At 57.4% G+C, this 14472-nt stretch carries 14 protein-coding genes; 11 read left to right on the top strand and 3 right to left on the bottom strand.

The window, feature by feature from the left end:
- Nucleotides 1–17 precede the first annotated feature (17 nt).
- Nucleotides 18–662: a DUF2628 domain-containing protein gene (locus H8K11_00335; GenBank protein MCS6262179.1), complete on the bottom strand. Its 645-nt coding sequence runs from the start codon at nt 660–662 to the stop codon at nt 18–20.
- 172 nt (nt 663–834) lie between these two features.
- On the opposite strand from H8K11_00335, the gene H8K11_00330 reads away from it, so the two are divergent.
- The 8 genes from H8K11_00330 (at nt 835) to H8K11_00295 (ending at nt 10084) form a co-directional block, all read left to right on the top strand.
- On the top strand, nt 835–2043 hold the full coding sequence (locus H8K11_00330) for an acetylornithine transaminase (protein ID MCS6262178.1): 1209 nt from the start codon (nt 835–837) through the stop codon (nt 2041–2043).
- A gap of 16 nt (nt 2044–2059) precedes the next feature.
- The gene (argF, locus tag H8K11_00325) at nt 2060–3040 is read left to right on the top strand and encodes an ornithine carbamoyltransferase (GenBank protein ID MCS6262177.1); all 981 of its coding nucleotides are present in this window, start codon (nt 2060–2062) and stop codon (nt 3038–3040) included.
- Between the two features lie 15 nt (nt 3041–3055).
- Complete coding sequence (locus H8K11_00320) at nt 3056–4273, top strand: argininosuccinate synthase (protein ID MCS6262176.1); 1218 nt, start codon at nt 3056–3058, stop codon at nt 4271–4273.
- Nucleotides 4274–4344: 71 nt separating this feature from the next.
- Nucleotides 4345–5727: an argininosuccinate lyase gene (argH, locus tag H8K11_00315; GenBank protein ID MCS6262175.1), complete on the top strand. Its 1383-nt coding sequence runs from the start codon at nt 4345–4347 to the stop codon at nt 5725–5727.
- 401 nt (nt 5728–6128) lie between these two features.
- Nucleotides 6129–7391, top strand: a complete 1263-nt coding sequence (lysA, locus tag H8K11_00310; protein MCS6262174.1) for a diaminopimelate decarboxylase — start codon at nt 6129–6131, stop codon at nt 7389–7391.
- 36 nt (nt 7392–7427) lie between these two features.
- Nucleotides 7428–8300 (top strand): 4-hydroxy-tetrahydrodipicolinate synthase, encoded by an 873-nt coding sequence (locus H8K11_00305; GenBank protein ID MCS6262173.1) that lies wholly within the window; start codon nt 7428–7430, stop codon nt 8298–8300.
- A gap of 29 nt (nt 8301–8329) precedes the next feature.
- On the top strand, nt 8330–9133 hold the full coding sequence (gene dapB, locus H8K11_00300; GenBank protein MCS6262172.1) for a 4-hydroxy-tetrahydrodipicolinate reductase: 804 nt from the start codon (nt 8330–8332) through the stop codon (nt 9131–9133).
- Nucleotides 9134–9823: 690 nt separating this feature from the next.
- Nucleotides 9824–10084 (top strand): YHS domain-containing protein, encoded by a 261-nt coding sequence (locus tag H8K11_00295; protein ID MCS6262171.1) that lies wholly within the window; start codon nt 9824–9826, stop codon nt 10082–10084.
- Here the strand turns inward: H8K11_00295 and H8K11_00290 are convergent.
- On the bottom strand, nt 10081–10383 hold the full coding sequence (locus H8K11_00290; protein ID MCS6262170.1) for a hypothetical protein: 303 nt from the start codon (nt 10381–10383) through the stop codon (nt 10081–10083). The two genes, H8K11_00295 and H8K11_00290, sit on opposite strands and share 4 nt — an antisense overlap.
- 198 nt (nt 10384–10581) lie before the next feature.
- Here H8K11_00290 and fsa point away from each other — a divergent pair, with 198 nt between their 5' ends.
- On the top strand, nt 10582–11229 hold the full coding sequence (fsa, locus tag H8K11_00285; GenBank protein MCS6262169.1) for a fructose-6-phosphate aldolase: 648 nt from the start codon (nt 10582–10584) through the stop codon (nt 11227–11229).
- Between the two features lie 13 nt (nt 11230–11242).
- Here fsa and H8K11_00280 read toward each other — a convergent pair whose 3' ends face one another.
- Nucleotides 11243–11941, bottom strand: a complete 699-nt coding sequence (locus tag H8K11_00280) for a uracil-DNA glycosylase (GenBank protein MCS6262168.1) — start codon at nt 11939–11941, stop codon at nt 11243–11245.
- A gap of 94 nt (nt 11942–12035) precedes the next feature.
- On the opposite strand from H8K11_00280, the gene H8K11_00275 reads away from it, so the two are divergent.
- The gene (locus H8K11_00275; protein MCS6262167.1) at nt 12036–13115 is read left to right on the top strand and encodes a lytic transglycosylase domain-containing protein; all 1080 of its coding nucleotides are present in this window, start codon (nt 12036–12038) and stop codon (nt 13113–13115) included.
- A gap of 5 nt (nt 13116–13120) precedes the next feature.
- Nucleotides 13121–14461, top strand: coding sequence for a glycerate kinase (locus tag H8K11_00270; GenBank protein ID MCS6262166.1), 1341 nt, complete (start codon nt 13121–13123; stop codon nt 14459–14461).
- Nucleotides 14462–14472 lie beyond the last annotated feature (11 nt).

Here is a 14472-nt window from a genome sequence, read left to right as displayed (position 1 = left end):
CGATCGTCGCGATCGATTTAGACGTGCGTGACGCTGGCGGGGTGGGGTTTGGCGGGAGGATTCTTCGACCCGTCAGGCGGTCCGTCCTTGAACATGGCGACGACCAGGCCGATCTTCAGGACCAGGAGGCCGACGCCGACCCACACGACGTACGGCTGCACGCCGCCTAATTCTCCCAACATCTGCTGTCTGGCTTCTCCACCCGTGGCCCGTTCGCCTTTGATCTTGGCAAGCTGCTCTTTTGCATGCCAGAAATAGATATAGTTGGCGCTGGCGCCTGCAATGACACGCCAGATGATGTCGGCGGAGAGGTCCTGGGTGATATAGAACGCCATCGCCGGGCCGATGGCATAGATCAGCGCGTAGACGTACATCTTCCGGTAAAGAAACCAGAGGAAGGGCTCAAAGACGAAGGCTGGCCAGTGCCAGGTCAAGGCGAATTTGGGCCCGGACGGCCCCGTGAATTTCTTGAAGGTCTCCAGGTAGCGGTCGGCATTGGGGCCGATGAAGGCTTTCCAGAGCTCTGCATCCGTCTGCGGCGAAGGTGCCGAGTCGGCCTCCACCACTGTCTCCCGGCTTTCCACGGCGAAGGCGCCGCCGCATTGGTGGCAAAAGCGGGCATCGTCCCGGTTTTCTTGTCGGCATTGTGAACAGGATTTCATACGATCACCTTATCCCATCCGCCGTCTCTCCCCGTCAAGGGCGGCCCTCCGCACGCGCCAGGGTTCGAAACAGACCGCCGGCCGCGCCAGGAGCCGCTGACGGACGTTCGTTCGGTTGCTTTCACCTGTGCCCTATGGTAGCTTCGCCGACTCACGATGGGAGAGGTGTGCCATGCCGACGGGTGAGTTACGTCTCAACGCCGAACAGTACTTGATGAACACCTATACGCGCCAGCCGATTTCGATCGTGCGGGGACGTGGCTCGAAGGTCTACGACCTGGAAGGCCGGGAGTACATCGACTTCGTGGCCGGCATTGCGGTCAATCTACTCGGTCATGGACATCCGGACCTGGTGCTGGCGGTTCAAAAACAGGTGCAGCACCTGATCCACACATCGAACCTTTATTATACCGAGCCGCAGGTGCGGCTTGCTCAGACCCTGGTCGAACATTCGTTTGCGCAGAAAGTCTTCTTTTGTAACAGCGGCGCGGAAGCGAACGAAGCGGCGATCAAACTGGCCCGAAAGTATTCGTACGATAAGTACGGAGCAGACCGCTACGAGATCGTCACGATGACGAACTCCTTTCACGGGCGCACCATGGCCACCCTGACCGCCACCGGTCAGGAGAAGGTACAGAAGGGATTCGCTCCGCTCGTGCCGGGGTTTTCGCATGTGACCTTCAACGATCTCTCGGAGGTCGAGCGCGCCATCACGCCGAAAACCGCCGCCGTCATGTTGGAGCCCATTCAGGCTGAAGGCGGGGTGCATGTGGCTGATCGGGGCTATATGCAGGGCTTGCGCGACCTCTGCCGGGAGCGCGATGTGTTGCTGATTTTCGATGAAGTGCAAACGGGCATGGGGCGCACGGGCACGCTATTTTGCTATGAGCAGTTCGGGATGCAGCCGGACATCATGACCCTGGCGAAGGGGCTGGGCGGTGGCATTCCGATCGGAGCCTGTCTGGCAACGGACACTGTGGCGAAGGCCTTTTCTCCCGGGACCCACGCCTCGACCTTTGGCGGTAATCCTCTGGCCTGTGCGGCCGCGCTGGCGGTATTGCGAGTGCTGCTGGACGGGAAAATTCTGGACCAGGGACGGCGCATGGGCGAGACCTTGGCCAAAGGGTTGGCCGTGCTGAAGGACCGGCAGCGTTGCGTAAAGGACGTGCGCGGCCTTGGTCTGCTCCAGGGTATGGAATTGGAGATCGACGGGAAAGCGGTTGTTGCCGATTGTCTGGCCCGCGGGTTGTTGATCAACTGCACCGGCGATCGGGTTCTGCGCTTCGTTCCCCCACTCATCATCACGGAGCGTGAGATCGATCGTTTGCTGGTCGCGCTTGCGCAGGTGTTGAGTCAGCGAACTACATCAAGCCATCATTAATCCTGTAGGGGCGCGTATGTCGCGGCGTCCGCATCGGTCATCCTCCCGGGCCGGTCTCGGGAAAGATTTTCTGGAACTGCTCTCGATCCCCGTCGCAGAGCTCACGGGGTTGTTGCGCCTGGCTGCGCAGCTGAAAGTGAAGCAGCGTCGCGGGGTGTCCCATCCTCTGCTGCAGGGCCGCATGTTGGGCCTGCTGTTTCAGAAGCCTTCGACCCGGACGCGGGTGTCGTTTGAGGCGGGAATGAATCAGCTCGGTGGGCAGGCGATGGTGTTGCCCATGGGCGATATCCAGTTGTCGCGCGGCGAGAGTGTCGCCGATACGGCGCATGTCCTGTCACGGTATTTGGACGCGATTGTCCTGCGCACCTTTGATCACGCGATTGCCGAAGAATGGGCTCGCGAGGCGAGCATCCCCGTGATCAACGGGCTGACCGATTTGAATCACCCTTGCCAGGCCCTGTCCGATCTGTTGACCATTCAGGAAAAGAAGCGGCGACTGAAAGGCATCAAGATCGCCTATGTCGGCGACGGCAACAACGTGACGAATTCTCTGATTGAGGCGGCGGCGAAGATGGGGATGACGATCGCCGTCGGTTGCCCGCCCGGCTATCAGCCGGATCGGGGCATTGTGGATCGAGCCCGGGAGGAAGCCCGGCAGACCGGTGCGGTGATTGAAATCGGCGCCGACCCGTTTGTGGCCGTGAAAGATGCGGATGTGGTGTATACCGACGTGTGGATCAGTATGGGGCAAGAGCGGGAGCAAGCCAAGCGTCTCAAGATCCTGGCGCCCTATCAGCTCAACGCGCGACTATTGAAATGCGCGAAGCCCGATGCGCTGGTGATGCATTGTCTGCCGGCTCATCGCGGCGAGGAAATCAGTGCCGAGGTGCTGGATGGACCGCAGTCGGTGGTGTTCGATCAAGCCGAGAACCGATTGCATATGCAGAAGGCCATTCTAGTCAGGCTCCTCGGAAAGAAACCTGCACGGAGCACGTAAGTGAAAGGGAGTCGTATGAGTCGGTCATCGTACAAGAAAGTGGTATTGGCCTATTCGGGGGGCCTGGACACGTCGGTGATTCTGAAGTGGCTGGAAGAGGTCTATGGCTGCGAAGTCATCGCGTTTTGCGCCGACCTGGGGCAGGGCGAAGATCTGAAGGCCATCAAAAAGAAGGCGCAGTCCCTGGGCGTGAAAAAAGTCTACGTGGAGGATCTCCGCGAGGTGTTCGTCAAGGACCATGTGTTCCCCATGTTGCGCGGCAATGCGATCTATGAAGGCAGCTATCTGCTGGGCACGTCGATTGCCCGTCCGCTGATTGCGCGGCGTCAAATTGAAATTGCGGCCGATGAAGGCGCCGAGGCGGTCTGCCACGGCGCGACCGGCAAGGGCAACGATCAGGTCCGCTTCGAGTTGACCTATATGGCGTTGCATCCGCAGATCAAGATCATTGCACCCTGGCGGGAATGGACGATGCGCTCGCGGCGTGAGTTGATCGAGTATGCGGAGAAGCACGGCATTCCGGTCACCGCCACCAAGGCGAAGCCGTACAGCATGGACATGAACCTGTTCCACACGAGTTATGAGGGTGGCATTCTGGAAGATCCATGGAAAGCCCCGCCCGAAGAGATCTTCGTGATGTCGGTCTCGCCGGAGAAGGCGCCGAACAAGGCCCGGGAAGTCGAGATCGAGTATGTGGCGGGTAACCCGGTGGCGGTGGACGGGAAGAAGATGAGCCCGGCCGCCTTGCTGGCCCATCTCAATAAATTGGGTGGCGAGCATGGCGTCGGTCGCGTCGATCTGGTTGAAAACCGCTATGTCGGGATGAAATCCCGCGGCGTATACGAGACGCCCGGCGGCACGATTCTGCATGCGGCCCATCGAGGCCTGGAGTCACTCACGATGGATCGGGAAGTGCTGCATTTACGCGATAGCCTGATCCCACGGTATGCGGAGCTGATCTATTATGGATATTGGTACGCTCCCGAGCGGGAAATGTTGCAGGTCGCGCTCGACGAAGCTCAGAAGGATGTCACGGGCACTGTTCGCGTGAAGCTCTACAAGGGAACCTGTACGGTGGTCGGAAGGAAGTCTCCTCGCTCGCTCTATCGGCTGGACATGGCCACATTCGAAGAAGACGACGTGTACCGGCAGAAGGATGCGGAGGGGTTCATTCGTCTGAACGCGCTTCGGTTGGCGATCCGGGCTCAGCGCAAGAAGAGGTCGATGCGGTAATGGCGAAGTCCCAATCTGCCGGCGCGCGTGCCCGCAAATCTGTCACTGTTCCGCAACGGTCCCGTCGTGCCTTGCCCAAGGGCAAGGCCTGGGGTGGCCGATTTGCCGAACAAACCGACCGGTTGGTGGAGCAGTTCACCTCCTCCCTGGCCTGTGATCGTCGGCTCTACCCCTATGACATTCAAGGCAGCATCGCCCATTGCAGGACGCTCGAACGCGCGGGGGTGCTCACCGCCCGTGAGTCCGCGCAGCTCGTGCGGGGACTGCAATTCGTCAAGGTGGAATTGGACGGCGGGCGGTTTCCCTTCTCGCCGCAGGATGAAGACATTCATATGGCGATCGAGCGCCGGTTGACTGAGTTGATCGGCCCGCTGGGAGGAAAGCTGCACACGGGTCGAAGCCGCAACGATCAGGTGGCTCTGGATCTGCGCCTATTTTTGCGCGATGTGCTTTCGACGCTGATGGGTCAATTGCAGGAATTCCGCCGAGTCCTCGTGGGGCAGGCCCGGGCGCATCTGGATGTCGTCATGCCTGGGTATACACATTTGCAGCGCGCGCAGCCGGTGCTGCTGGCGCATCATTTCCTGGCCTATGTAGAAATGTTCGACCGTGACCGGAGTCGACTTCACGACTGTCGGCAACGGCTCAATTCCATGCCTCTGGGGTCGGGTGCGTTGGCGGGATCGAACTATCCGGTCGACCGTCGATACACCGCGGCACTCCTGGAATTCCCGGCGGTGACCCAGAACAGCCTCGATGCCGTCTCGGATCGTGACGCGGTGGTGGAGACGCTCAGCGCCTTGTCGCTGATCATGATGCATCTCTCACGCTTGAGCGAAGAATTGATTCTCTGGGCGTCGCAGGAATTTCGTTACGTGGATCTGCCCGATACCTTCTGCACCGGCAGCAGTATGATGCCGCAAAAAAAGAATCCGGACGTGCCGGAGTTGGTGCGCGGGAAAACGGGTCGGGTCTATGGACACTTGATGGGTACCCTGACGCTCCTGAAGGGATTGCCGCTGAGTTACAATCGCGATCTCCAGGAAGATAAAGAAGCGTTGTTCGACGCCGTCGATACGACGGGGCAATCGTTGGCGCTTTGCACGGAGTTGATGCGGAGGTTGGTCGTCAATAAGACCGTTTTGGCTGAGGCGGCCGAAGGCGGCGGCATGCTGGCAACGGAGCTGGCTGATTACCTTGTGACGAGAGGTGTCCCGTTCCGGGAGGCCCATTCGATTACGGGGCAGATTGTGCGATTCTCACTCGAACAGCATCGACCCCTTCAGCAGTTGACATTGAAAGACTTGCGAGGTTTCTCCGCCCATTTCGGCGAGGACGCCCTGAATTGCCTCACTGTGCGGGGCGCCATCGACCGGAAGGGTCAGATCGGTGGCACGGCGAGACGGCGTGTGGAGGCGCGGATCAAGGAGCTTGAGAAGGCGTTAAAGGGATGAGGCTCGTCAGGGCATGTCGCCTGGGAGTCAGGGGTGGTGCCGTCGGTGCAATGTGGATTGTTGTGGCGCTGGGCGGATGCGGGGTATTGGGTGCGCCGATCCCCCCTGAAGACGTCGGCGTGGCACCGGTGATTGAGCGGCAGTTGAGACGTGAAGGGCTGTTAGCGCCAGGCGCGAGTGTGTGGGGATCTGCGTCCAGGCCCAGCGCGCCGAGTGCCGTGACCGTTGAAGAAGCTCCGATTCCTCAGGACCCCGACCCGTTGCCGACTCCGCCGCTAAGGACGATGGGGATGCGATAGACGTGAGTCTGGGGCGCGGCCGCGGTTTCAGCCGGTTGACGTTCTGGCTATTGGACGGATTCTCCGAGGCAGGTATAGAATTGTTGATCGAGGATGACCACCATGAATGACTTTCAGTATCGGGAAGGTGAACTCTATTGCGAGGATGTGCCGCTCTCACGCATTGCGAAAGAGGTCGGGACCCCTTGTTATGTGTATAGTCACCACACGCTTGTCCGGCACTTCCGTGTCTACGATAGTGCCTTTCAGAACATTCCTCACATTGTCGCCTTTGCCATGAAGGCCAATTCCAATTTGGCGGTGCTTCGTCTGATGGCCAAGGAAGGGAGCGGTGTCGATATCGTCTCCGGAGGAGAACTCTTTCGTGCGCTGAAGGCAGGGGTGCCTCCCGGCAAGATCGTCTTTGCCGGTGTCGGGAAGAAGCCGGAGGAAATCCGCGATGCCTTGAAGGCGGATATTCTGATGTTCAATGTCGAATCGTCCGCGGAGCTGCAGGCCATCAACGACGTGGCGGCGTCCATGGGCGTCAAGGCGCGCGTGGCCTTGCGCATCAATCCCGATATCGATCCGAAAACGCATCCCTATATTTCCACGGGTTTGAAGAAGAGTAAATTCGGGATCGCGGCGGATCGTGCCATTGAGGAATTCAAGGCAGCCGCAGCGTTCAGCCACATCGAGGTGGTGGGTTTACACGCACATATCGGGTCGCAATTGACGCAAGTGGCTCCCTTCGTCGAGTCGCTGAAGAAAGTGTTGGCGATGGTGCAGACCCTGGCCGAGCAGGGAATTCCTATTCGCTATCTGAATATCGGCGGCGGTCTGGGAATTACATATTCGGACGAGACCCCTCCGGAACCGAAAGATTTGGCGGCGGCGATTTTCCCGCTTGTGCGTGACCTGAAGTGCGTCCTGATCATGGAACCTGGTCGCGTGATTGTCGGAAATGCCGGCGTGTTGCTCACGAAGGTGTTGTACACCAAGGACGGCGAAACCAAACGGTTCCTGATCGTGGATGCGGCCATGAACGATCTGATTCGTCCCAGCCTATATGATGCACATCACGATATCCGTCCGGTGTATGAAACTGTGGCGCGTGGCGCGAAGGAGACCGTCGATGTGGTCGGGCCAGTCTGTGAATCCGGTGATTTCCTGGCCAAAGACCGTGTTATGCCGCAAATGAATGCCGGTGATCTCATGGCCGTGATGAGTGCCGGAGCGTATGGGTTCGTCATGTCGTCGAATTACAATTCACGACCTCGTGTGCCGGAGGTGCTGGTTCATGAAGGGCAGATCCACGTCATTCGCGCGCGGGAGAGTTACGACGACTTGGTGCACGGCGAGCAGATACCGGCGTTTCTTTCCTAGGCCTTAGTAATAACTGTCTTCCTTATGGAGCCTCCCATGTTCACAGGATCTCTGGTCGCCATTGTGACGCCGTTTAAGAACGGTCAGCTCGATGAAAAGTCCCTCGGGGACCTCATCGAATGGCAGATTACCAGCGGTACGCAAGGGATTGTCCCCTGCGGCACGACCGGCGAGTCTGCCACGTTGACACATGCCGAGCACGATCGCGTGGTGGCGTTTACGGTCGAAGTTGCCAGGCGACGAGTCCCCGTGATCGCGGGGACGGGATCAAATAGCACTCAGGAAGCGATTGCTCTGACCAAGCACGCGAAAACGGCGGGGGCTGATGGCGCCCTGCTAATCACGCCCTATTACAATAAGCCTACGCAGGAAGGACTATTTCTGCACTACAAGGCGGTCGCTGAGGCAGTCGATTTACCCCTTGTTCTCTATAACATTCCTGGGCGAACCGGCGTAAATATGATGCCAAGCACCGTCTCACGATTGACGGTGTGCCCAACGATTGTTGCCATTAAAGAAGGAAGCGGCTCGGTTCAGCAGGCATCCGAAATCATACAGCTTTGCGGGGAGCGTCTGACCGTGCTGGCGGGAGATGATGCATTGACCCTGCCGATGATGGCCGTGGGTGGCAAGGGAGTGATCACGGTGACGGCCAATCTGGTACCCGGTGATATGGCCGAGTTGGTCAATGCATTTTTAGCCGGTCGAGTTGATGATGCGCGGGCGATGCATTATCGGCTCTATCCGCTGTTTACGGCCCTCTTTTATGAGACCAACCCCATTCCTGTAAAAGAAGCGTTGCATATGATGGGCAAGATCGACCGCGAGATGCGGTTGCCGCTATGTCAAATGGGAACCGACAATAGAGAAAAACTTCGGCATGTGATGAAAGAGGCCGGACTGGTGTAGTCGGTCTGCTGCTGGTAAAGGTTGTTGCCATGATCAAGGTTGTTATTACTGGTGCGGCGGGACGAATGGGTTCTCGCCTCGTGTCCTTGGTAAAGGATTCTGCATTCTTGACCCTTGCAGGAGCTGTGGAGGGCAAGGGTCATCATGCGGTGGGCGAAGACTCCGGCGAAGTGGCTGGTTGTGGACGAACAGGCGTGCCGATTGTCGACGATCTTTCCAGTGTGATGGAGCGTGGGGAAGTCGTGGTAGATTTCACAACGCCTGCGGCCACACTTGGGCATTTGAAGATTGTGGCTCAACATCGACGTGGCATTGTGGTAGGGACAACCGGGTTTTCATCGTCAGAGTTGGATGAGCTCCGAAGTGTGAGCAAGCAGATCCCTTGCGTGTTTTCCCCCAATATGAGTGTGGGGGTTAATGTGATTTACAAGGTGATCGCCGAAATGGCCAAGACTCTCGGGGAGGACTACGATATTGAAGTAATCGAAGCCCACCACCGCCTGAAGAAGGATGCTCCGAGTGGTACAGCGCTCAAAATGGCGGAGGTTCTGGCTCGCGCAGTCAATCGAGACCTTGGTCAAGTCGGCGTCTACGCGCGAAAAGGACTAATAGGTGAGCGGAAGAGGGGCGAAATCGGAATTCAGACTATTCGAGCCGGAGACATCGTCGGAGACCATACCGTGATGTTTGGAACGATGGGTGAACGAATTGAGCTCACTCATCGTGCGAGTAGCCGGGACACTTTCGCCAGAGGGGCCCTCCGTGCCGCCCGTTGGGTTGTGAAGCAGCCACCCGGTCTCTATGACATGCTGGATGTATTGAGCCTCAAGTAACAAATCCCCCCGAGGCCGCCTTTTTTATTCCAAGACGCCTGGAATGATTTTGTGCTCCTGATTTGAGAATGCGTTCGTCGACGGGATCACTTCCTGACCATGTAAAAATCTAAAAACTGGGGGATTGAATAGAAAAGCTGAGCAGACCTGGCAGTTAGCTCAACACATTGGCTAGTAGGATGAAGAAGAGGATTGCTCGGCGATGAGAGAGGCATCAAGTCCGGAGTGGACAAAAGGCCCGAGGAAGTTGGAGTGAACCACCTTCGGCTCAACGCACGTGAGCGTCCTGTGAAGGATTATTGTTGCGACGGGTTAATGTCGTGACGTGATCGGTCTCGGTTCTGCGTCAGCTGCTTTTCGTCGGCCACAGTTAAGGCACGCAAGGACTGTGATCGCCAAGCCAGCATTCAGGTCAACCGCCCGTTCAGGCAACATTGTTCCGCGGCATTTGTCACATTTATGCATTCCTGGCTTATAACATTGCGCTGTATGATAAACCATCCATCTGAAGTACTGTATAGGCATGGGAAAAGGCCCCTCATAGACACAAAAGCATCTGGGCCATTTGGTCCTAAGATTGCCCCTTACGGGATTGTTCCATGCTAGTAAGATGGCGAGGTAGGGTTCGTCACTGTTTTCACGCCATCAATGATGGCCTAATATTTAGTGGCGTTGGTGGGATGCACTACTATGTATAGATTATTGCTGGTTTCTGGTTTGCTGGTGCTACTCTACTATCTGCTTCGCAGGGCAATTAGAAAAATCAAAGAGAATGGCGGGGCAGTGAGCCTTCAGGAAGGGCAGGTCGCTGGAAATCAAATGATCCAAGACCCGGTGTGCCGCGTGTTCATTCCTCGTGGCAATGCGGTGAGAGAGGAGATTGGAGGGCAGACCTATTATTTCTGCAGTCGTAGTTGCGCCGATACGTTTCAGAAGCAACTTTCTAGTTAGCAGCCGGAATAGCTAGAGTCCGAGACCAATTCGTCCTTACTGAAAAACAAAATCAACTGGCATTCGTTTGCCTTAAAGTTAAATAGCGGTGGCCCTGCCTTCCCTCCCGCAATTCGATTGTAGGTCCACTTCTCTCCACCGAAGAATCGGGACGTCTTGGCATCTGGAGCGCCCAATTCCTTTTCAATCCACGCACGATCTTTCCCCTGATAACGAGTAAGCGAGGCATCGAGGTAAGGATTGTGACTGCAGGCTCCGGTCAGGAGGGCGATCGCTAGAAGCCAGGCTGATTTGCGCATACAGGTTGTCCTCCTGAATCCTGGGTGCAAAGCGCGACATTGGTGCTCATTGCAGGAAAAATCTTAGCGTTCACCATTCTCATCTGTCAAACAAGTCTAGCACGACCGCCCTGACTTATTGCCTTGGTATCGCGTTGCTTCTACAATAACTTGAGGAAAAGTGGGTTCGAATGCTCAGAGCGAGGAAAGGATCTTCAAATGCAAATCTATCTTGATACGGCCAATGTGAAAGAAATCCAAGAGGGTGCCAACCTGGGCCTCATCGACGGTGTGACAACTAATCCATCTCTTGTTGCCAAGGAAGGGCGCAGTTTCAAGGAAATGCTTCTCGAAATCTGTAAGATGGTCGATGGCCCGATCAGCGCAGAGGTGGTTGGTGTCGAATCCGAGGCCATGATCAAGGAAGGGCGAGATCTGGCCAAGGTTCACAAGAATATCGTCGTGAAGGTGCCCCTCATCCCGGAAGGTCTTCGGGCCACAAAGAAGCTTGCGGCAGAGGGGATTCGTGTGAATGTCACCTTGTGCTTCTCACCGACGCAGGCCTTGCTGGCCGCGAAGGCGGGCGCGTGGTGTGTCTCGCCATTCATCGGTCGTCTCGACGACGTGAGTTCGGATGGAATGGCACTGATTCGCCAGATCGTCACGATTTATAAGAATTACGATTATAAAACGCAGGTCCTAGTCGCGAGCGTTCGCCATCCGCAACACGTGGTCGAAGCAGCGTTGGCCGGGGGGCACATTTGCACGATGCCTTACGCCGTGTTTCAGCAGCTTGTGAAGCATCCGCTGACTGACATTGGGCTGAAAAAGTTTCTGGCCGATTGGGATGCGATGGGAAAGAAATAGACTTTCGAAGCGGCTAATCGCTCAATGATGCTCCGGCGAGTTTCTGCTGGGCCTTGAGAAAAACGCGGTGGAACATGGGGCGAGTCAACTTGCCGGTGAACGTGTTTTGCTGGCTGGGGTGGTATGAGCCGATCAAGGTCACGCCCCAAGGCAAATCGTAGACGACCTCGTGCCCGAACAGAGGGAGCGGACTGGGTGGGGCTAGTCCCAATTCACGGCTCGCCTTGAGATAGTGATCGAATGCAATCTTGCCCAAGGTGACGACTACACGCATTTGCTTCAATAGCCGTAGTTCGCTCAGGACAAATGGCCGGCAGGCCGCAAACTCATCAGGCGCCGGCTTGTTTGCCGGAGGCGCGCACCGGACGGTCGCGCCGATATAGCAGTCGGTGAGAGTGAGGCCGTCATTCGCATGGATGGATGTTGCCTGGTTGGCGAACCCGAACCGGTGCAACGCTTCGTACAGCCAATCCCCGCTACGGTCTCCGGTAAATACGCGTCCGGTTCGGTTTCCCCCATGCGCTGCGGGCGCGAGGCCCAAAATGTAGAGCTTGGCGTTGGAATCTCCGAATCCAGGGACCGGCTTCCCCCAATAGGACCAGTCTCGGAACTGTCGTCGTTTATCCCTGGCCACCGCTTCTCGGTAGGCAACCAGCCGGGGGCAGCGCGTGCAGGCGACGATGTCGTTATTGAGGATGGAGAGTGCGGACATAGGCGGGAAGTGTACCAAAACCATGAGTTGCTTGTCCCCCGATGAGCTTGTTGCTAGCATGAGCCATCAGTCGTGACGAAAGGATAACAGGGGCATGTGGAACAAAGCGCGGAGTGTTCAGGCCTTTCTAGGGTGCGGCACAATGCTGTTCGGACTGTCGCTCGCCATGCCGGTTCTATCGGCGGAATCGAATTCTGCCGCATCGGCCGGCGCTAAGCTGGAGGAGAGCCGGAGCACCCAGGAGTCCGATCAGGTACCGGGCGCGCCGCCGGGCGAGTCGGAGTTGGTGCCTGAGCTTGAAGACCGATTGGTCATCCTTCCCGAAATCAAACGGGAGGGAGAGCGCTTTTTCCTCAGCTCCTTCAAGCTGCCCGATAAGCTGACGTTCGCCGGGCAAGCGATTCCGTTGGACAACTGGCAGGTGCGTGAGCGGATCGAGTACGAGTTCTATCAGTTCCTCGAGGATCAAGGTGAAAGCATCATTCTGGCGAAACGGACAGGGCGATGTTTTGCGCCGGCTGAGAAACAGCTGGCTGAGGCCGGATTGCCGGATGACTTGAAATATATGTTGCTGGTCGAGAGCAAGTGTATCGCGGCCGCCTATTCGCGGGCCAAGGCATCAGGTCCCTGGCAGTTCATTAATTCCACAGGGCGCCGGTATAAACTTCATAACGAACGCTGGCTGGATGAACGCCGCAATCTTGAAATGTCCACCGAAGCCGCCATCAAGTATCTACGGTACCTGCGGGATCTGTATCAGGGAGATTGGTTTCTGGCGATGGCGTCCTACAACGCCGGTGAAGACCGCGTGCGGAAATTGATCAAAGAACAGAAGATCAATGACTACTGGCGCATGCACGGTCCACGAGAGACCATGCGATATGTGGCGCGCATCATTGCGGCGAAAGAAATCTATTCCCAGCCGGAGAAGTATCTTGGCCTGACCAAGAAGGATCTGTATCCTCCGCTTGAAACAGAAACGGTGACGGTCACGATCAAGGAGCCGCAACGCCGCCTCACGGCGATCGCCGAGGAATATGGAACCTATTTTCTTGAATTGAAGATGTTGAATCCGGAATTCACGAAGGACTACTTGCCAAAGGGCACCTACCAGGTTAAGGTGCCGCGACAGACCTGTCCGAATCGTTGTTTCAAGCAAGACAAGCTCCCATAGTCCCCATGATACAAGCCGGAGTCTCGCAGCCCAGGGCACGAGCCCTCTTCGAAGCACTGTTTCGTGCGGGACTTCAGGCCGTCGATCCTTACGCGGCGGTGTGCCGTCAGGTCCGCTTCCGGCGCGGGCAACTCACCATCGGTTCGCAGCGCTATCCTCTTTCACAACATCAGCGACTTGTCGTGGTCGGGGCCGGGAAGGCGTCGGGGCGCATGGCTCAGGCGTTGGAGCGGCAGGTGGGAGCGAGGATCGACACCGGACTGGTCGTGGTGAAATACGGGCATGGTGCTCCGACGAAGAAAATTCGCATCCTGGAAGCCGGGCATCCGGTTCCGGATGAGGCGGGGATCCGGGCCAGCCGTGCGATCATGACATTGATCGGGACGCTGAAATCGGACGACCTGCTGATTGTCCTCTTGTCAGGCGGTGCCTCGAGTCTCCTTCCCTCCCCGACTGCAGGGATCACCCTCAAGGACAAGCAGCTGACGACCAAGTTGCTGTTGCGGTCCGGGGCGACCATTCAAGAAATGAATGCGGTTCGCAAGCACTTGTCTTGCGTAAAAGGCGGGCAGCTTGCTGCAGCGACTTCTGCGCGTGTGGCGAGTGTGATCCTCTCGGATGTGATCGGGAACGATCTTGGTACAATCGGGTCTGGTCCCACCGCGCCTGACCCCACAACATTTCGGGACGCCTGGCGGATACTGGAGCAATACGAGGTTGCCAGAAAAGTTCCGGCATCGGTACTTCGACGCCTGGAGGCGGGCATGAAGAAGACCCTGCCCGAAACTCCCAAAGCCGGCGCCGCACTCTTTCGCCGTGTGGACAATCTGCTCATCGGGGATAATCGCGCAGCTGTCGATGCCGTCGTGAAGGCCGCGAAGGGGAAGCGGCTACAGACGCTTGTCCTTTCCACTACCGTGACAGGGGAGGCTCGCGAGCTCGCCAAGTTTTTCGGCGCGATGGCCCGGGAGATTGCGTCGCATGGTCGCCCTATGGCTCGTCCCTGTTGTGTCATCGCCGGAGGGGAGCCCACGGTGACGATTCGAGGGCAGGGAAAGGGCGGGCGAGCTCAGGAGTTCGCCTTGGCATCGGCATTGGAGATTGCCGGGTTGCCTGATGTGTGGGTGGCAGGGTTTGCTACTGACGGCACAGACGGACCGACCTCCGTCGCAGGCGCGGTGGTAAACGGGGAAACGGTTGCGCGGGCTCGGCGCGCTAAGCTGGATCTGCTCAGCGCACTTCAGAACAACGATGCCTATCCGTGCTTCAAGAAACTCCGTGCTCATATTGTGACTGGTCCGACCGGAACCAATGTGAACGATCTTTACCTCCTCCTCGCACTCTAGCTAGTATCCCC

The organism is Nitrospira sp. (assembly GCA_024998565.1).
In the GTDB taxonomy this organism is placed as follows: Bacteria; Nitrospirota; Nitrospiria; order Nitrospirales; family Nitrospiraceae; genus Nitrospira_A.
Note: the sequence above shows the minus strand (reverse complement) of the source record. Positions and strands in the feature narration are given on the sequence as shown.